This window comes from Streptacidiphilus pinicola, assembly GCF_003258295.1.
Classification (GTDB): domain Bacteria; phylum Actinomycetota; class Actinomycetes; order Streptomycetales; family Streptomycetaceae; genus Streptacidiphilus; species Streptacidiphilus pinicola.
This window is the reverse complement of the sequence record NZ_QKYN01000074.1, coordinates 1-17,078: the sequence shown is the minus strand read 5'-3', so window position 1 is coordinate 17,078 and position 17,078 is coordinate 1. Positions and strand designations below refer to the sequence as shown.

General features: G+C 73.2%; 16 protein-coding genes and 1 tRNA gene. 8 read left to right on the top strand and 9 right to left on the bottom strand.

Features of this window, described 5'->3' with window-relative positions:
• Positions 1-30 precede the first annotated feature (30 nt).
• Positions 31-618, bottom strand: coding sequence for a hypothetical protein (locus tag DN069_RS19380; protein WP_111502463.1), 588 nt, complete (start codon positions 616-618; stop codon positions 31-33).
• A gap of 188 nt (positions 619-806) precedes the next feature.
• Between DN069_RS19380 and DN069_RS19375 the strand changes: the two genes are divergently transcribed.
• Positions 807-1,043 carry a DUF5703 family protein gene (locus DN069_RS19375; RefSeq protein ID WP_111502597.1) on the top strand — a complete coding sequence of 79 codons (237 nt, stop codon included), beginning with the start codon at positions 807-809 and terminating at the stop codon, positions 1,041-1,043.
• 20 nt (positions 1,044-1,063) lie between these two features.
• On the opposite strand, the gene DN069_RS19370 is transcribed toward DN069_RS19375, so the two are convergent.
• The 3 genes from DN069_RS19370 to DN069_RS19360 form a co-directional block, all read right to left on the bottom strand.
• Entirely contained in the window at positions 1,064-1,873 is an 810-nt protein-coding gene (locus DN069_RS19370; RefSeq protein ID WP_243639444.1) for a chaplin, read from the bottom strand.
• Positions 1,874-2,122: 249 nt separating this feature from the next.
• Positions 2,123-2,362, bottom strand: a complete 240-nt coding sequence (locus tag DN069_RS19365; RefSeq protein ID WP_111502459.1) for a chaplin — start codon at positions 2,360-2,362, stop codon at positions 2,123-2,125.
• A gap of 131 nt (positions 2,363-2,493) precedes the next feature.
• Positions 2,494-3,828, bottom strand: a complete 1,335-nt coding sequence (locus DN069_RS19360) for a M20/M25/M40 family metallo-hydrolase (protein ID WP_243639443.1) — start codon at positions 3,826-3,828, stop codon at positions 2,494-2,496.
• Between the two features lie 215 nt (positions 3,829-4,043).
• Between DN069_RS19360 and DN069_RS19355 the strand changes: the two genes are divergently transcribed.
• Together DN069_RS19355 and DN069_RS19350 are read left to right on the top strand one after the other, a co-directional pair.
• A tRNA-Leu gene (locus DN069_RS19355) sits at positions 4,044-4,126 on the top strand.
• A gap of 158 nt (positions 4,127-4,284) precedes the next feature.
• On the top strand, positions 4,285-5,958 hold the full coding sequence (locus tag DN069_RS19350; protein WP_111502455.1) for a SpoIIE family protein phosphatase: 1,674 nt from the start codon (positions 4,285-4,287) through the stop codon (positions 5,956-5,958).
• On the opposite strand, the gene DN069_RS19345 is transcribed toward DN069_RS19350, so the two are convergent.
• The gene (locus tag DN069_RS19345; protein WP_341538490.1) at positions 5,891-6,337 is read right to left on the bottom strand and encodes a hypothetical protein; all 447 of its coding nucleotides are present in this window, start codon (positions 6,335-6,337) and stop codon (positions 5,891-5,893) included. The two genes, DN069_RS19350 and DN069_RS19345, sit on opposite strands and share 68 nt — an antisense overlap.
• Positions 6,338-6,504: 167 nt before the next feature.
• Here DN069_RS19345 and DN069_RS19340 point away from each other — a divergent pair, with 167 nt between their 5' ends.
• Complete coding sequence (locus DN069_RS19340) at positions 6,505-7,182, top strand: PhzF family phenazine biosynthesis protein (RefSeq protein ID WP_111502451.1); 678 nt, start codon at positions 6,505-6,507, stop codon at positions 7,180-7,182.
• Between the two features lie 175 nt (positions 7,183-7,357).
• On the opposite strand, the gene DN069_RS19335 is transcribed toward DN069_RS19340, so the two are convergent.
• Entirely contained in the window at positions 7,358-8,185 is an 828-nt protein-coding gene (locus tag DN069_RS19335; protein ID WP_111502449.1) for a TIGR02452 family protein, read from the bottom strand.
• Between the two features lie 94 nt (positions 8,186-8,279).
• Between DN069_RS19335 and DN069_RS19330 the strand changes: the two genes are divergently transcribed.
• From DN069_RS19330 to DN069_RS19320, 3 genes are all read left to right on the top strand, one after another.
• Positions 8,280-8,882, top strand: coding sequence for a histidine phosphatase family protein (locus tag DN069_RS19330; protein WP_111502447.1), 603 nt, complete (start codon positions 8,280-8,282; stop codon positions 8,880-8,882).
• 136 nt (positions 8,883-9,018) lie between these two features.
• Positions 9,019-10,311, top strand: a complete 1,293-nt coding sequence (locus tag DN069_RS19325; RefSeq protein WP_111502445.1) for a glycoside hydrolase family 3 N-terminal domain-containing protein — start codon at positions 9,019-9,021, stop codon at positions 10,309-10,311.
• Positions 10,312-10,381: 70 nt separating this feature from the next.
• Positions 10,382-12,445: an FUSC family protein gene (locus tag DN069_RS19320; protein ID WP_111502443.1), complete on the top strand. Its 2,064-nt coding sequence runs from the start codon at positions 10,382-10,384 to the stop codon at positions 12,443-12,445.
• Positions 12,446-12,582: 137 nt separating this feature from the next.
• Here DN069_RS19320 and DN069_RS19315 read toward each other — a convergent pair whose 3' ends face one another.
• Together DN069_RS19315 and DN069_RS19310 are read right to left on the bottom strand one after the other, a co-directional pair.
• Complete coding sequence (locus DN069_RS19315) at positions 12,583-14,097, bottom strand: methionine--tRNA ligase (RefSeq protein ID WP_111502441.1); 1,515 nt, start codon at positions 14,095-14,097, stop codon at positions 12,583-12,585.
• A gap of 213 nt (positions 14,098-14,310) precedes the next feature.
• Positions 14,311-14,544: a hypothetical protein gene (locus tag DN069_RS19310; protein WP_111502439.1), complete on the bottom strand. Its 234-nt coding sequence runs from the start codon at positions 14,542-14,544 to the stop codon at positions 14,311-14,313.
• Between the two features lie 104 nt (positions 14,545-14,648).
• On the opposite strand from DN069_RS19310, the gene DN069_RS19305 reads away from it, so the two are divergent.
• Entirely contained in the window at positions 14,649-15,602 is a 954-nt protein-coding gene (locus DN069_RS19305; RefSeq protein ID WP_111502437.1) for an asparaginase, read from the top strand.
• Between the two features lie 20 nt (positions 15,603-15,622).
• On the opposite strand, the gene DN069_RS19300 is transcribed toward DN069_RS19305, so the two are convergent.
• Positions 15,623-17,078: multicopper oxidase family protein (locus tag DN069_RS19300; RefSeq protein ID WP_243639441.1), on the bottom strand; the 1,456-nt coding region annotated here is incomplete at its 5' end.

Below are 17,078 nucleotides of genomic sequence, written 5' to 3'. Positions count from 1 at the left end.
GCGCAGCGTGGCCACAGGCAGCTGTGAGCGTCAGCTGGGGTCGGCGGGCTCCAGTTCGTCGTCGTAGTCCTCGATGACGTCGAAGCGGCAGATCAGCAGGTCCTCGTCGGCGATGTCGAACGGCTCGGAGAGCCACTCCCCCGGCTCCGACGCGGGCTCGCCGGCGACGACCCAGAGGGTGGAGTCGCCCTCCTCCAGGCCCAGCTCGGACGCGTGGTGGGCGACGCGGTCCGGCTCGTTGTCGGAGAACAGGGCCCGCAGCGACGCCGCGACGGTCGTGCCGCCGACCGCCTCGCGCAGGCGGCGCGGGTCGGTGACGGTGTAGTCGCGGCGGATCAGGACCGAGACCGCCTCGGGCTCGATGCGGTCGGGGAGGCCGCCGACGTCCTGGCGGGGGACCTCGAAGGGGGTGAACTCGTCGTAGACGCGGTCCAGGAGGTCGTCGTAGACCTCCGCCGCGTCGGCCAGCGCCTCGTAGGTGCCGGCGACCCGCGGGTCCCCCGCGCCCGCTCTCTCCTCCACCGAGGCGAGGTGCGCGTCGATCGCGGCCTTGACCGCCTCCGCGGCAGTGCGTACCTGGGCGATCTGAGCTTCCGTGGGACGCGCGACATCAGACATGGGACGCACGCTAGTCGGTCGCGGGTGTCCCGCGCACGGGTGTTATCCGGGTCGTAGTAATCCGATCACCGTGAGGCAGGGCGCAGGTTGCCGTGCCGCCGCCCTGGGAAGCCTTCTGGAGCCGGTTTGGTTACCGACGTAGGCTTACCCTCTGTTCGTCCGCGGGAGGAAGTGACTTGACCCCACCCCTGAGCAAGCCGCCGGGCAAGACCGTCCGGCAGCCCGAGTACGAGTTCCGCTCGTTGCTGCTGCCGCGCACCGTCTCCCGCAACGAGGCGCGCGCGCTGCTGACCGAGCAGGCGGAGTACGGTCACTGGGAGCTCGACCGACTCCGCCTCTACCCGGACGGGCGACGCAAGATCACGCTGAAGCGACGGATCATCCGCCAGGTGCGCAGCCCGCTCAGCAGCTTTCTCGACGACTAGACGACTGAACGACCCGACGACTAGGCGCGGCGTCGCGTGCGACGGACCAGGAGCGCGCCGCCCGCGGTGACCAGGACGCCCGCGGAGCCCAGGAGCAGAGCGTCGTCGCCACCGCCGGTCTCGGCCAGGTGGCTGCCCGAGGTGCCGGAACCGCTGTGCGGCGTGGGGCTGCTGCCGCTCTGCGGCGGCGGGGGCTGCTGGCCGCCCGTCGAACCGCCCGTGCCGCAGCCGCCGCCCATCCCACCGGACCCGCCGTTGTCGCCCATCGGGCCGGTGCAGCTGGGGGTCGGCGTGGGGCTGGGAGTACCGGCGTGGCCGCGGGCAGCGTTGCCGCAGGAGTTGCCGAAGGCGGGGTTGGCCGCGCCCGGCGCGTTCACCGTGTTGCCGCAGACGTTGACCGGCACGTCGACCGGGACCTGCACCGAGTTGCCCGAACCCACGCCCGGGGAGCCGTGCGCGCCGCCCTGGGCGGTGCCGCCCGAACCGCCGTTGCGGCCGCCGTTCCCGGCGTCGCTCCCGTTGCCGGCTCTGCCGCCGTTGTCGGAACCGCTAGAACCCGCCGAATCACCGGACCCCGCCGAACCGCTGCGCGTCGAACCGCCTTCGTTGCCGCACTTGTTGCCGTAAGCCGGGTTCAGTGCGCCGATCACGTTGACGGTGTTGCCGCAGGCGTTCACGGGAACGGAGATCGGCACCTGGACCGCGTTGCCGGAACCGACGCCCGGCGAGTCGCTCGCCACGCCGTTCGCGCCCGAGTCGGCGAAGGCCGAACCCGTGGCGAACCCTGCCGTGATGCCCGCGGTGGAGGCCAGCACGCTCCCGGTCGCCATGACCGTGAGCAAACCGCGTTTGGCCACTTGTCGCATGTGTTGCCCTGCTCTCAGTCGTGCTCGTGCTTCTGCCAGGCCCCGTGCCCCCGTACCACTCCCAACGAGAGTGAGCCCCCCAAGGCACGGTTGACTCCACATCAACTCCACAATTCGCCAGGGGTGAGCGGGGTATGCAAAAGGGCACGGCCCTGGGAGAAGTGGCGCCTCCCAGAGCCGTGCCCGGTCACACAGACCTCAGTTGCTCTGACCTCAGTTGTTCTCGCAGTGGTTGCCGAACGCCGGGTTCAGCAGACCGATGACGGAGATGGTGTTGCCGCAGACGTTCACCGGGACGTGGACCGGAACCTGGATCAGGTTGCCGGACAGCACGCCCGGGGAGCCCCACGCCGCACCCTGGGCCTGAGCACCGTCCGCGCTGGCAATGCCGGCACCGGCCAGGCCGATGGCACCCGCGGTGGCGACGACGGCGGCGATCTTCTTGACCTGCATGGGTCTCCTCCTTCAGATGGGACAGCCCGTTCGGTGAGCTGCATATGGGTGAACGACGCTGCGGCAAATGGGGTACGTCACCCCTGCAACCTTCACCCACCAGAGGGAGAAGTCCGAAAGTCAGACCGAAATCAGCACGCGTCGATGAAGCGGTCGAGCACCCGCACGCCGAACTTCAGGGCGTCCACCGGAACCCGCTCGTCCACGCCGTGGAACATGCCGGCGAAGTCGAGCTCCGGCGGCAGCTGCAGCGGCGCGAAGCCGAAGCAGCGGATGCCGAGGTCGGAGAAGGCCTTGGCGTCGGTCCCGCCCGAGAGGGTGTAGGGGACGGCGCGCGCGATCGGGTCCTCGGCGCGCAGCGCCTTCTGCATCGCGTCGACCAGCGGCCCGTCGAAGTCCGTCTCCACGGCCTTGTCGCTGTGCACGTCCTCGCGCTTGACGCGCGGGCCGAGGACGGCGTCGAGCTGGGTGAGGAACTCCTCCTCGTAGCCGGGCAGGAAGCGCCCGTCCACGTGCGCGGTGGCCTGGCCGGGGATGACGTTGACCTTGTAGCCGGCCCCGAGCATGGTCGGCTGCGCGGTGTTGCGCAGCGTCGCGCCGATCAGCTTGGCGATGCCGCCGAGACGCTCGAGCGTGGTGTCCATGTCCTCCGGGTCGAGCTCGACGCCGAGGGCGTCGGAGAGCTCGTCGAGGAAGTGGCGGACGGTCTTGGTGACCCGCACCGGGAACTGGTGCCGCCCGAGCCGGGCGACGGCCTCGCACAGCTCGGTGATGGCGTTGTCCTTGTTGGTCATCGAGCCGTGTCCGGCGGTGCCGTCGACGGTCAGGCGCATCCAGTGCATGCCCTTCTCCGCCGTCTCGACCAGGTAGAGCCGCAGCTGCTCGTTGACGGTGAAGGAGAAGCCGCCGACCTCGCCGATCGCCTCGGTGACGCCCTCGAACAGGCCGGGGTGCTTGTCGACGAGGTGGTGCGCGCCGTAGACGCCACCGGCCTCCTCGTCGGCGAGGAAGGCGAGCACGATGTCGCGCGGGGGCTTGCGCCCGCTGCGCAGCCGCTCGCGGACGACCGCGAGGGTCATCGCGTCCATGTCCTTCATGTCGACGGCGCCGCGGCCCCAGACCATGCCGTCGGCGATCTCGCCCGCGAAGGGGTGGTGCGTCCAGTCGTCCGCGTTGGCGGGCACGACGTCCGTGTGGCCGTGGATGAGCAGGCCCGGGCGGGACCGGTCCTCGCCCTCGATGCGCGCGATGGTGCTGGCGCGGCCCTTGGTCGACTCGATGATCTGCGGCTCGAGACCGAACTCGGCCAGCTTCTCGGCGACGTACTCGGCGGCGGCGCGCTCCCCCGGACCGGAGTTGTCACCGTAGTTGCTGGTGTCGATCCGGATCAGGTCCCGGCACAGCTCGGCGACCTCGGCCTCGCCGAAGCCCTCCCCCTGACGGCTGGCACCCACTGTCTCGCTCACGCTGCTCCGCCTCTCTGTGTCGTTCACTTCGTGCCCCATCCTCCACCGGCCCCGCGCGCGACCCAAGTGCGCCACCCGCGCGGGCCGCACATCGGCGCAGGTCCACGGCATGATCACGTCCAGGAATCGCGTTTCGGAACCACCGCTGATCTTTGCTATGGTTAACCCCGTCAGCGAGCGAGGCCGCAAGGCCGGAGCGAGCGGACAGCTCCGATGCGCGGGTGGCGGAATGGCAGACGCGCTAGCTTGAGGTGCTAGTGCCCTTCGGGGCGTGGGGGTTCAAGTCCCCCCTCGCGCACGCATCGGATCGGCCCTCCCGGCTTCGGCCGGGAGGGCCGATCGCTTTTCTGCGCCGACGCGGGCGGTGCGGCCTCGCGTCGGCCCGCGCCCTGGAGATCCCCTGACAAATCCCCGAGCGAGCGGCGGCCCGGGGCAGCTGATGGGAAGATCGGCTCCATGGGTCCGGCGGACGGTCGGCACGCCCACGATCCGGGGCTGCCGCGGAAGGTGATGGACGGTGCCGTCTTCGGCATCGCCCTGCTCGACACGGAGCTGCGCTACACCTACGTCAACGAGGCACTCGCCCAGCTCAACGGCCTGCCGGTGGAGGCCCACCTGGGGCGCGGGCTGGGCGAGGTCGTGCCCGGGATCGACGTGGCCGCGGCCGAGGCGGAGCTGCGCGCGGTGCTCGCGGACGGCAGGCCGCGCCACCACACCGTGGAGGGCACCACAGCCGCGGACGCCTCCGGCGAACTGCGCTGGTGGCACAACGCCTACAGCCGCCTGGAGGACGCCGAGGGCACCGTCCTCGGCGTGATCGGCATGGTCCTGGAGATCACCGAGGACCGCCGGATCCGGCAGGCGCTGGACCGGGCCCGCACCCGGCTCACCCTGCTGGACGAGGCCGCGACCTCCATCGGCACCACCCTGGACGTCCAGCTGACCTGCAAGGAGCTGACCCGGCTGCTGGTGCCGCGGATCACCGACATCGCCGTGGTGGACGTGATCGAGCAGGACGAGCGGCCCGGCCAGGAGCTGCGGCTGCGCCGCCTGGCGATGAGCACCACGCCCGCGCTGGTGAAGGCCGGGCGCTGGTTCGGCGCGCCGGGCGCGACGCACAGCCCGCAGCCCAGCTCGGCCGCCGCGCGCTGTGTGGCCGAGGAGCGGCCGGTCGTCTCCAACTCCCCCGCGGACGAGCAGATGGCGCTGGAGGCGCCGGACGCGGACCGGGTCGCCCGCTACCGGCGGCTCGGCATCCACTCGGCGCTGGTGGTGCCGCTGCGGGCGCGCGGGCGGGTGATCGGCGTGGTCAATCTCTGCCGGGCCGGGGACTCGCCGCCGTTCACCGCGGAGGACGTGGAGCTGGTGGGCGAGTTGGCGCGCCGGGCGGCCAACAGCATCAGCAACGCGCAGCGCTTCGCCCACGAGCACGAGACGGCGCTGGTGCTGCAGCGGGCGCTGCTGTCGGAGCGGACCCGCCCGCACGGCGACGTCGAGTGCGCGGGCCGCTACCTCCCGGCCGGCAAGACGGCCGAGGTGGGCGGCGACTGGTTCGACTCGATGGCGCTGCCGGGGGGCCGGACGCTGCTGGTGGTCGGCGACGTGATGGGCCACGGCCTGGAGGCGGCCGCGACGATGGGCGAGTACCGCTCGCTGATGCGCGCGCTGGCCTTCCAGGGCTGGGGCCCGGAGAAGATCCTCAGCGAGGCGCAGCGCACGGTCGAGGCCCTGGGCCTGGACCGGGTGGCGACCTGCCTGGTCGCGGAGATCGATCCGGAGGCGGGCACGGTCACCCTGGCCGGCGCCGGGCATCTGCCGCCGCTGCTGCTGCGGCGGGGTCTCGGCACGCAGTTCGCGGAGCTGCCCGGCGATCCGCCGCTGGGCGCCGGCGTCCGCCACTACGGCAGCACCACGCTGCGCCTGCCGCCCGGTTCGGTGCTGCTGCTGTTCACGGACGGGCTGGTGGAGCGACGCGGCGAGGACATCGAGGACTCCCTCGAGGCCCTGGCCGCGCTGGACCTGGATCCGGACGCCCCGCTGGAGCGCCTGCTGGACACGGCGCTCAGCCGGCTCTCCGCCGCCCCGGCCGAGGACGACGTCGCGCTGCTGGCCGCGCGGCTGCGCGGCTGAGCGCCCGCGGGGGTCTACCGGGTCCGGCCGAAGAGCCGGGCAGTTCCTTCGGCGAGGCGGATCGGATCTCCGGCTTGATCACCACCTCCAGCGTCGGCGCGGCGGCTCCCTCCTCCGCCCGGATGGTGAGGGTCATGACGTCGATCTCGTAGACGCCGGCGGCCGGGGCCACCTCGGCCGGCACGTAGGGGACGGGCTCCGGGTCGCGGTCGACGACGCCGAGGTAGTGCTCCAGCGCGAACCGCACGACCTCCAGGTTGAGCGCGACCCCGCCGGGGCCGCCGTTGGACATGACCGAAACGGCGAAGCCGCGCTCCGGCACCAGCAGCAGCTCGGCGAACTGCCCGTTGCCGGCGCCGCCGTGACCGACCGTCCGCAAGCCGTCGACGTCCCTCAGGAACCAGCACAGGCCAAAGGCGTCGCCGATGGTGCTGCCGCGCAGCGGGGCGGTGGGGTCTGCATCTGCCGCAACGTCTGGGCGGCCTCGCTGACGAACTCCGCCTCTTGAACCAAGTACAAGAGACGGGGGCTGCTTGGATGGGGTCCATGAACGATCTTCATGTGCTGCGCGTCTTCTGCGGCCCCGGCGGCACCGCCGGCAACGCGCTGGGGGTGGTCCTGGACGGCGGCGCCTACCCCGCGCGCGAGCAGCGCCAGGAACTGGCCCGCGAACTCGGCTTCTCCGAGACGGTGTTCGTCGACGACGCGGCCGGCGGCCGGGTCGACATCTACACTCCGAGCGCTCGCCTGCTCTTCGCCGGCCACCCCCTGGTCGGCACCTCCTGGCTGCTGCGCGAGCACGGGTACCCGGTGGAGCTGCTGCGCCCCGAGGCCGGCGACGTCCCGGCCTGGCAGGACGGCGAGTTCCACTGGATCCGCGGCCGCGCGGACTGGGCCTCGGGCCGCAGGACGCAGCACCACGGCAGCGTCGCCGAGGTGGACGCGCTGGAGGTCCCGCCGCCGGGCACCGGCTGGCTCTACGCCTGGGCCTGGTCCGACGAGCCGTCAGGCTCCGTCCGCACCCGGGGCTTCCCCGGCCGCGGCGACGGCATCGACGAGGACGAGGCGACGGGCGCGGCGGCGGTCGTGCTGACCGCGGAGCTGGGCCGGCCGCTGGACATCCGGCAGGGCGTCGGCTCGCAGATCCTGACGCGCCCGGGCGCGGACGGCACGGTGGAGGTCGGCGGCCGCGTCGCGCCGGTCGAGGTCCGCCGGATCGGGTAGCGGAACCTCCGGATCGACGTCACGGCTGCGCCTTCACCAAGGACCAGCTCCACGCGCTGTGCTCGCTGGGCGGCTTCCAGCAAGGAGTTCGTCGGCGTCTTCACCACGGGGGTGGAGGACCCCGACGCCGACTTCGGCCTCGCCAAGCTCTACCTCAGCGCCCGCCGGGCCTGAGCTACCGCAGCGCCGAGCCGCCGAACGTCCGCTCGAAGGCAGAACGGTTCGCGGACGGCTCGCTGCGGTCCCACACCGCGAAGACCACACGCTCGAACGCCCCGTGGTAGGCGCCGCCCGGGGCGAGCCACGCACGGAACGCCCCCGCGACCTCGCGGGGGTCGTTCCGGAAGACGCCGCACCCCCACGCGCCCAGCACCAGCTGCCGCGCACCCTCCTGCGCCGCGACGCCGAGCACCCGGCCGGACCGCCGGGCCAGCGCCTCGCGGATCCGGGGGCCGGCGTCCGGCTCGCGCCGCAGCAGCGCGCCGGCGTTGGGCGCGGGGCTGGTGAGGAAGGACGCCGCGAAGGGCGCGGCGAGGAGGTCGCCCCGCTCGCCGCGGTGGACGGGGACGGCCGGGGACCAGATGACGCGGTCGCTGTAGCCGAGGTCGTCGGAGGCACGGTGCGCCTCGTAGTACTCGGGTGCTTCCAGCAGACAGGGATAGAGGAGGGCCTGCCGGCACAGGTCCTCCTCCTGCGCACGGGCGCCGCCGACGTAGCCGCCGCCGACGTTGCGCGCGGAGGCGAAGTTCAGCACCGCGACCGGGCCGTCGGCCACGACGCGGCGCGCGGCGCCGAGGCTGCCCTCCGCCGTCACCTCGACCACCGTCGCGAAGCTTCCCGTCGGCACGCTCAGCGGCTCGTCCGGGCCGACGCACCGGGTGCCGGCGACGGCGGCGGCGAGCGCGGGGCCGATCTCGACCTCGGTGCCGTCGGCCGCGAGGTAGCGGCCGGTCTCGGCGATGGCCTGGTTCTGTGCCGCGACGGCGCGCAGTCGACTGCTCATGTCCCCGCAGGCTAGGGGTAAGGGCCCGGAGGCGGCGACCGAATTCGGGCCGACGCCGGGGCGGTCGGCCGCGTCGGCCGGTAGCGTGGCGGGCATGAGCGACCTGATCCTGGTGCGGCACGGCGAGACCGAGTGGAGCCTGTCCGGCCAGCACACCAGCTGGACCGACAAGCCGCTGACCGCGAACGGCGAGGCGCAGGCGCGGGCGCTCGCTCCGCTGCTGGCCGAACACAAGATCTGCCTGGCGCTGGTCAGCCCGATGCAGCGGGCCCAGGACACGGCGAAGCTCGCGGGCCTGGACAGCGCGGTGGTCGAGCCGGACCTGGTGGAGTGGGACTACGGCGCGTACGAGGGCGTGACCACGCGCGAGATCCACCGCACCCGGCCCGCCTGGAACCTGTGGACCGACGGCGTCGCGGCGGGACCGCAGGACCACCCGGGCGAGACGCCGGAGGAGGTCGGGATCCGCGCGGACCGGGTGATCGCCAAAGCGGAGGCCGCGCTGCAGAACGGTCGCGGCGGGGACGTGGTGCTGGTCGCGCACGCGCACTTCCTGCGGGTGCTCGCGGCCCGGCGCCTCGGGCTGCCCCCGGCCGACGGAGCACTGTTCCAGCTGGCCACGGGCACGATCAGCCGGCTCAGCACCGAGCACGGCCGACCCGTCATCGCGAGCTGGAACGAGCAGCCCAGGGGCTGATCGACGGCGGTCCGCGGCGGTCGCGGTTCCGGGTTCCACGAGGGAGTGATGCTTCTCTCGGTTCCTTGGATAAATCGGATCGAACCCGGACAGTGGGAGAGGAAACGTCTCTGCCCCCTGCCCGGAAGCCCCCACCATGACCGACCGCCGCACCCGCTCCGCCGCGCTTGGCGTGGCCGCGCTCGCCGCCGTCACCGTGGTGCCGCTCGCCGCCTGCGGCGGGTCGGCCCCGACCGCCAAGGCGTCCGCCGCCGGTTCCTCCGCCTCGACCGGGACGGGCTCCGCCTCCGCGTCCGCCCCCGGCGGCGCGAACAGCCCGGCCAAGAACGTGGCGCCCAGCCGGCAGCCCTCCCAGCACAGCACCACCACGTCCGGCTCCCAGGACGTCGCGACGCCGAGCTGCACCAACACCTCCAAGCTGGCGGGCTGGTCCAACCAGCGCCTGGCGATGCTGACGATTGCCGTCCCCGTCTCCGAGACCAGCGTCTCCGACGCCACGGCGGAGGTCGCCGCGGGCGCCGGCGGCGTGCTGCTCTTCGGCAACTCGGCGCCGGCGGACCTCGGCCAGCAGATGGCCACGCTGAAGTCACACGTTCCCGGCAACCTCGGCCTGCTGGTGATGACGGACGAGGAGGGCGGCGACATCCAGCGGATGGCCAACCTCGTCGGCTCGCTGCCGTGGCCCGCGTACATGGCCGCGAACTACAGCGAGGCGCAGATCCAGCAGGCCACCGCCCAGGTCGCCCAGAAGATGGCGGCGGCGGGCGTGAACATGGACCTCGGCCCGGTCATCGACGTCGACGGCACCAACGCGGCCCCGAGCGCGCAGAACCCCGACGGGTGGCGCGCCTTCAGTGGCGACCCGTCCGTGGTGTCCCGCGACGGCGTCGCCTACATGAAGGGCATGCAGGCCGGCGGCGTGATCCCGGTGGTCAAGCACTTCCCGGGGATCGGCGGCTCCAGCTACAACTCCGACCTCGGCCCCGCGTACACGGTGCCGTGGTCTTCGGAGCAGCAGAGCGGCATGGCGCCGTTCAAGGCGGCCATCGCCGCCGGGGCGCCGGCGGTCATGGTCTCCAACGACACGGTGCCCGGCCTGACCACGCTCCCCTCCGGGCTCTCCTCGGCCGTCATCGACGGCGAGCTGAAGGGCAAGCTCGGCTTCAAGGGTCTGGTGATCACGGACGCCCTCGACGCGAAAGCCATCTCCGCCGCGGGCTACTCCGTCCCCCAGGCCACCGTCCAGGCCCTGCGGGCGGGCGCGGACATGGTGATGTTCAGCCTCGAGCCGGACGTCCCCGGCCTCACCACCGCGTCGGCGAACGCGGTCGCGGCCGCGGTCAGCAACGGCTCTCTCTCGCGCGACCGCCTGATCGACGCGGCGAACGCGGTGCTCAACGTCCGCCACGTCGACCTCTGCCACGGCTAGTCCGACCGACGCCGTGAACGCAGCCGGGAACTGACGGTCCGACCCTCCGGTTCAACTAAGCTGACCGGCGATGTCCACCTCCACGCCCGGGTCTGCCTGGTACCGCTCGCTCAAGACCGCGACCCGTTCGGGGCTCAGGGTGGAGCGGGCGACGAACCAGCCGCTGGCGGCGTTGCGCGGGGCGGTCGGTGTCGCCATCGCGCTGTTCGGCGCGCTCGCGCTGGGCGGGCCCGCAATGGCGACGTCCGCCGCGCTCGGGGCGCAGCTCGCGGGGATGGCGACGTTCCAGCGCAGCTACCGGCCGCGCCCGTGGCTGGCGCTGGCCACCGCGCTGGCGCTGTCCGTCAGCACCTTCGTCGGCTATCTCGTCTCGCCGTGGCGGCCGCTGTTCCTCCTGGTGCTGGCGGTGTGGGCGTTCTCGGCGGGCATGGCCTGGGTGGCCGGGCAGACGGCCGGGATCCTGGCGTCGATGGCGGTCACGGTCATGCTCGTCGTGGTGACGCTGCCCGAGAGCGTGCCGGAGGCCGCGCAGCATACGGGGGTGATCGCGGCGGGCGGGGTGATCCAGGCGCTGCTGGTGCAGTTGTGGCCGGTGGACCGGTGGAGCGCACACCGCGAGGCGCTCGCCGAGGCCTGCGCCTCGATGGCCGACTACGCCCGGCGGCTACGGCACGACCCGTTCGCGCCGTTCGACCCCGACCCCCTGATGGCCGCGCGCGAGGCCGCGCGCGTGACACCCGGTCAGGCACGCAGCCGTCCCTCGGAGCTCACTGGCGTCCGGTCCCTCGTCGAGCGGCTGCGCCCCGCGCTCGCCGCGCTCGCGGACCCGAGGGTCGGCGCCGCCGAGGAGGGCCGGGAGCGCGATCGGGCGCGCGAACTGCTCGCGGCCGCCGCCGAGATCCTGGACGCCGCCGCCCGCTCGATCCGCAGCGGCGAGGGCGCGCAGGTGCCCGAACGCGCCTACCGTGCGCTGGCCCTGCCACCCGACGGCCCCGTCCTGCACGGCATCGCCCGGCACACCGCGCTGCGCCTGATCGGCCTGCTCGCCGAGGTCACCGACGCGCTCGACGCCCCCGCCGAGGACGACCAGCCGCGCTACCTGCGCCGCCCGGGCCTGCGCGGCCTGCTGCCGCTCTTCGCCGCGGCGGTGCAGCGGCACTGGACCCGCCGTTCACCGGTCATGCGGCACGCGGTCCGCGTCGCGGTGGTGGTGACGCTCGCTGAGGGCCTGGGCTTCCTGTTGCCCTTCGGGCACGGCTACTGGGCCGCGATGACGGTCATGATGATCATGCGGCCGGAGTTCTCCCACACCTACACCCGCGGGGTCGCCCGCCTGGCCGGCACCGTCGTCGGCGTCGGCCTCGCCTCCGGCGTCATGGTGCTGGCCAAGCCCGCGCCCTGGGTCTGCGGGCTGCTGGCCGTCGTGGCGGTCGGCTGCGCGTACCTGACGATGCGGGCCGGCTACATGGCGCTGAGCGCGCTGGTCTCCGTCTACGTCGTCTTCCTGCTCTCCATGGACGGGCTCGTGGTCCGCTACACGGCGCTGGAGCGCGTCGGCATGACGCTGCTCGGCGGGCTGCTCGCGTTCGCCGCGTACGCGGTCTGGCCCACCTGGCAGACGGTCCGGCTGCCCCAGCGGCTCGCCGACTACATCGCCGCCGCCGGCCAGTACGCCGCGGCGGGCCTGGAGGCCTACGGCGAGCCGTCCCAGCAGAACCGTCGCGCCCTGCGCGACGCCCTGCTCGACCACCGCGGCGCCCGCGCCGCGCTGACCGCGACGGAGGCCTCCGCCGCGGCCGAACCCGTCCGCGAGCGGGGCCTGCGCCCGTCCCAGCTCTCCGACGCGCGTGCGGCGATCGCCGCGATCGGCCGCACCACGATGCTGATCGAGGCCCACATCCCCGCCGCGGAGGGCGAGTCACCCGGCGCGACGGCCTTCGCCACCGTCGTCCGCGCCCAACTCACCCTCGCCGCCGACGCGATCCGCGCGGGCGCCCCCGTCGACCTCACCCCGGTCCGCGAGGCCTTCCAGACCTGGTCCCAGTCGGACGACGGCACCCCGCCGGACATCATCACCGACGCCTCCATCCTGACGGAGGCCGTGACGGGCCTCCAGGACGCCCTGGCGTCCTGAGAAGGGGCGCGTCGCACCATCCCAGGGGCGCGAGGAACTGCGCGACAAGCCACCCAAGGCGGTGAGTCGCCGAACGCGCAGGGCCATCCGCACACGGTGGTTGCCCGCGCAGTTCCTCCGCCCCTGGATGGTGCAGGTCATTCACCCAGCTTCAGGAACAGCGGCGTCGACGCCGGCAGGCGGCCGTCCACCGGAGTGCACCTCTCCACGATGCGTTCCGCGGCTTCCGGCAGAAAAGGCCGGAGCTGCGCGCCCAGCTCGCGGCAGGCCGCGACCAGCGCGGCCAGCGCGGCGTCGAGGGGGGCCGAACGCAGGCCGCCGCGTTCGGACTTGGCCAGTTCCCAGGGGCGGGTGCGGTCGATGCAGCGGTTCGCCTCCTCCACCAGGGTCCAGACCGCGGCAGCGGCCGCGCGGTAGTCGAAGGCGTCCAGCGCCGCGTCCACCCGGCCCGCCGCGCGTTCGCAGACGGCGCGCAGCTCGGAGGTGGCGGTGGTCGGGGCCGAGGGTTCCGGGACGACGCCGTCCCGGTAGCGGTGGACCATGGTGACCACCCGGTGGACGAGGTTGCCGAAGCCGTCGGCGAGGTCCGCGTCCGCGCGGGCGACCAGGCGCTCCTCGGTGAAGTCCGCGTCGCCGACCCGCGGCACCTCACGCAGCAGCCACCAGCGCACCGCGTCGGTGCCGTAGCGGGCGACCAGCTCGGCGGGGTCGACCACGTCGCCCGCGGACTTGCTGATCTTCCGCCCGGACACCGTCAGGTAGTCGTGGACGAGGATCCGGGTCGGCAGCGGCAGGCCCGCCGAGAGCAGCATGGCCGGCCAGTAGACGGCGTGGAACCGCAGCACGCCCTTGCCGACCAGGTGCACCCGCTCGCCGTCGCCCGCCCACCAGCGCTCGAACTCCTCCCCCGGTGCGTCGCCGCCCAGGCCGAGGCTGGTGACGTAGTTGCCGAGCGCGTCCCACCAGACGTAGACGACCTGGTCCTCGTCGCCGGGCACCGGGATGCCCCAACCCCGGGCGCGGGCGCGGCTGCGGGAGACGGAGAAGTCGTGCAGGCCGGAGTCGATCAGGCCCAGCACCTCGTTGCGCCGCGAGGCCGGCTCGATGCGCAGCTCGCCGCTGGTGATCAGCTCGCGCAACTGGTCCTCATAGCGCGAGAGCCGGAAGAACCAGTTCTCCTCGCTGACGGTCTGCGGCTCCGTGCCGTGGTCCGGACAGCGGCCCTCGACGAGCTCGTCCTCGGCGTAGAAGGCCTCGCAGCCCACGCAGTAGCGGCCGGTGTAGGCCTTGCGGTAGAAGTCGCCGGCCTCGGCACAGCGCTGCCAGAGGTGGGCGACGCCCTCGCGGTGGCGCGGGTCGCGGCTGGTACGGATGAAGTCGTCGAAGGAGAGCGCCAGCGGCGCGGCCAGCTCGGCGAAGGCCTCGGCGTTGCGGTCGACGAGGTCCTGCACGGCGACGCCCTCGGCCTCCGCGGCGAGCACGTTCTTCAGCGAGTTCTCGTCCGTGCCGCTGAGGAAGCGGACCGCGCCGCCGCGCGAACGCCGGTGCCGGGCGAGCACGTCGGCCTGCACCAGTTCCAGTGCGAAGCCCAGGTGCGGCCGGGCGTTGACGTACGGGATGGTGGTGGTGACGTAGTAGCTCAACGGGCTCATCTCCTGCGTCGTGGCTGCGGGAGGGGCCTGCGCCGAGATGCGAAAAGGCCCCTGGTGGGGGCCTTCAGGACGCGCGCGTGCGTCGTTCAGCAGCCCCGGGAGGGGCGCATCATTCGACGGGTCGGCGCGCAGATCATGGACGCAGGTTAGCAGAGCCCGCGCCCGGCGGGCTCTGCCGTTCGTGCCGCTTGCCGGTGTGCTGCGGGTCCTCGGTCAAAGGTGGCCGCGGATGTAGGCGCCCACCTCGGCGGCCCAGTGGGCGTAGTCGCCGCGCATCGACGCGTCGCCGCCGCAGAGCTGGGCGACCTGCGGGTCGGTGAGCCGGTCCGCGTCGTCCGCGGCCAGCAGCGTGGCGAGGCGGGCCATGGTCTCGGCGAGTCGCTCGGCGTCGTGATGGCTGAGCATGACCAGCCGCTCGGAGCGGCCGATGGTGGTGGAACCGGGCATGGGTGCCTCCTGGGTGGGGCGGCCTCGGATCGTTCCCCACCACCGTAGATCCGCTCGGTGGGGCGTGCACGCCGCGGCGTGGCGGCCTGGCAGCATGTCGGGGCATGGGCGTCACGCTGTACGCGATGGGCGGCACGATCTCGATGGCCGGGGCCGACCGGCTGGACGGAGCCGCGCTGGCCGCGGCCGTCCCCGGCCTGGAGACGCTCGGCGCGCCGCTGGAGATCCGCGACCGTGAGCCGGTCGGCGGCGGCAGCCTGACCTTCGAGCGAGTGCTGGAAGTGGCCGCGTCCGCCGCCGAGGCGGTCGACGCGGGCGCGCCCGGGATCGTGATCACCCAGGGCACGGACACCCTGGAGGAGACCGCCTACCTGCTCGACCTGGTCTGGCGGCACGGGGCGCCGCTGGTGCTGACGGGCGCGATGCGCAACCCGACCCTGGCCGGGCACGACGGGGCGGCCAACCTGCTCGCGGCCGCCCGCGTCGCCGAGTCCCCGGCCGCGCGCGGGCTCGGCGTGCTGGTGGCGTTCAACGACGAGATCCACGCCGCCCGCTTCGTCCGGAAGAGACACAGCACCTCGACGGCCGCCTTCGTCTCCCCCGACACCGGGCCGATCGGCCACCTGGTCGAAGGCCGGGTGCGGATCCTCACCCGCCCGCAGCGGCCGGAGCCGCTGCCCGCGCCGGGCGCCACCGCGCGCGTCGGGCTGTACACGGTGACCCTCGACGACGACCCGGCGCTGCTGACCGCGTTCGCGGCCGGCCTGGACGGGCTGGTCGTGGCCGGGTTCGGGGTGGGGCATGTCCCGGCCGTGCTGGTCGAACCGCTGGGCGCGCTGGCGGCGCGGATGCCGGTGGTGCTGACCTCCCGCACGGGCGCGGGCTCGGTGCACCGTGACACCTACCGCGCGCCCGGCTCGGAGACGGACCTGCTGGGCCGGGGCCTGATCGACGGCGGCTACCTCCACCCCTACCAGGCCCGGGTGCTGCTCAAGGCGCTGCTCGGCGGCGGCGCCTCCCGCCCGGCGGTGGCGGCCGCCTTCGCCGAGCGGGGCTGAGCAGGGAGAGCGTCCGCGGCTCAGGCCACGACGTTGATGAAGCTCATCATGCCGTGGTCCTCGTGCGCCGCTATGTGGCAGTGGAACATGTAGCGGCCGGTGAAGTCCGAGAACGCGACCCGGATCACCACCACACCCGGCTTGCCGTTCTGCTCGAACGGCACCGGGACGATGTCCTGCCGGTTCGTGTAGGGCTGCGGGACCCCGTTGACCGACATCACCTGGAAGTCCGAGGTGTGCAGGTGGAAGGGGTGCACCTCACCGGCGGTGTTGACGATGGTCCACTCCTCGACCGTCCCCAGCTTGGCGGGGGTGGAGAAGACGGAGCCGTCGTTCATCATGAACTGCTTGCCGTTGATGTAGAAGCTGTTGCCGTCGGCGCTCTCCGAGAGCACGAGCCGCCGGTGCTGCGCGATCGCCGCGTGGGACAGGTCCGGCTCGGCGCTGGGGACGGCGCCGCTGACGCCGGGCAGGCGGGTGGTGGTGCCGCCGTGCACGTCCAGGCGGAGCAGCCGGGTGTCCGGATAGCTGTCGCCCTGCGGGCCGTTGGAGTAGGCGAGGGTGCGCAGCCAGGCCCCGCCGGGGTGCGCGCCGGCCGTCACCAGCACGTCGTAGCGCTTGCCGGGCGGCAGCAGCAGCTCGGACGCGGTACGCGTCTTCGCGACCGGGGTGCCGTCCTCGCCGATCACGGTGAACCGGTAACCGTCGAGGTGGAGGCGGTAGAAGATGTCGGCGCCCGCGTTCGCGAGCCGCCACAGCTGCGTCTCGTTGGGGCGCATCGACAGCACCGGCCGCAGCTGGCCGTTGACCAGGCGCACGGTCGGCGCACCGGAGTCGATCGACGACGCGCCCTGGTTCTGCACGATCGAGCCGCCGGTGTCGATCTGCGCGTCCTTGAACACCAGGGTGTGGGCGGTGATATGACGCAGCTTCGGCGGCAGCAGGGTGCGGTCGTCGCCGACGATCAGCGCGCCGGACAGGCCCGCGAAGATCTGGTTCTCCACGTCGCCCGGCATGAACATGGGCGCCGGCCCCATGGAGTCGTCGACCATCGCGCCGGGCTTGGGGCAGGTCGTGCCCATGGCGTGGCTGTGGTACCAGAAGGTGCCCTGCGGGTGGTTGCGCGGGATCGCCAGCCGGTAGGTCAGCTCCTTGCCGGGGGCGACGCACAGGAACGGGTCGTCCGAGACGCCGGTCGGCGACACGTGCAGTCCGTGGAAGTGCAGGTTGGTGGCCACCTTCAGGTGGTTGACCAGATGGATCGTCACGGCGGAGCCCGGGGCGACGCGGATCGTCGGGGCCGTGAAGGCACCGTTGTAGGACTCGCCCCAGACCTTGCGGCCGCCGAGGTCGAAGCGCGTCCGGTGCGCGTCGAGCGTGATCGTGATCCGCTGCGTGGCCGAGGTGTCGGCGTTCGCCGGATCGTGGAAGGGACGGCCGGCGACCATGCCCTTCTCCTGCGCGGCCGTCGACGGC

Excerpts from the sequence above, each read along its gene's own strand:
- DN069_RS19380 (WP_111502463.1), bottom strand. The coding sequence starts at position 618 with ATGTCTGATGTCGCGCGTCCCACGGAAGCTCAGATCGCCCAGGTACGC.
- DN069_RS19370 (WP_243639444.1), bottom strand. The coding sequence starts at position 1,873 with ATGGCGACCGGGAGCGTGCTGGCCTCCACCGCGGGCATCACGGCAGGG.
- DN069_RS19365 (WP_111502459.1), bottom strand. The coding sequence starts at position 2,362 with ATGCAGGTCAAGAAGATCGCCGCCGTCGTCGCCACCGCGGGTGCCATC.
- DN069_RS19350 (WP_111502455.1), top strand. The coding sequence starts at position 4,285 with ATGGGTCCGGCGGACGGTCGGCACGCCCACGATCCGGGGCTGCCGCGG.
- DN069_RS19340 (WP_111502451.1), top strand. The coding sequence starts at position 6,505 with ATGAACGATCTTCATGTGCTGCGCGTCTTCTGCGGCCCCGGCGGCACC.
- DN069_RS19335 (WP_111502449.1), bottom strand. The coding sequence starts at position 8,185 with ATGAGCAGTCGACTGCGCGCCGTCGCGGCACAGAACCAGGCCATCGCC.
- DN069_RS19330 (WP_111502447.1), top strand. The coding sequence starts at position 8,280 with ATGAGCGACCTGATCCTGGTGCGGCACGGCGAGACCGAGTGGAGCCTG.
- DN069_RS19325 (WP_111502445.1), top strand. The coding sequence starts at position 9,019 with ATGACCGACCGCCGCACCCGCTCCGCCGCGCTTGGCGTGGCCGCGCTC.
- DN069_RS19320 (WP_111502443.1), top strand. The coding sequence starts at position 10,382 with ATGTCCACCTCCACGCCCGGGTCTGCCTGGTACCGCTCGCTCAAGACC.
- DN069_RS19315 (WP_111502441.1), bottom strand. The coding sequence starts at position 14,097 with ATGAGCCCGTTGAGCTACTACGTCACCACCACCATCCCGTACGTCAAC.
- DN069_RS19310 (WP_111502439.1), bottom strand. The coding sequence starts at position 14,544 with ATGCCCGGTTCCACCACCATCGGCCGCTCCGAGCGGCTGGTCATGCTC.
- DN069_RS19305 (WP_111502437.1), top strand. The coding sequence starts at position 14,649 with ATGGGCGTCACGCTGTACGCGATGGGCGGCACGATCTCGATGGCCGGG.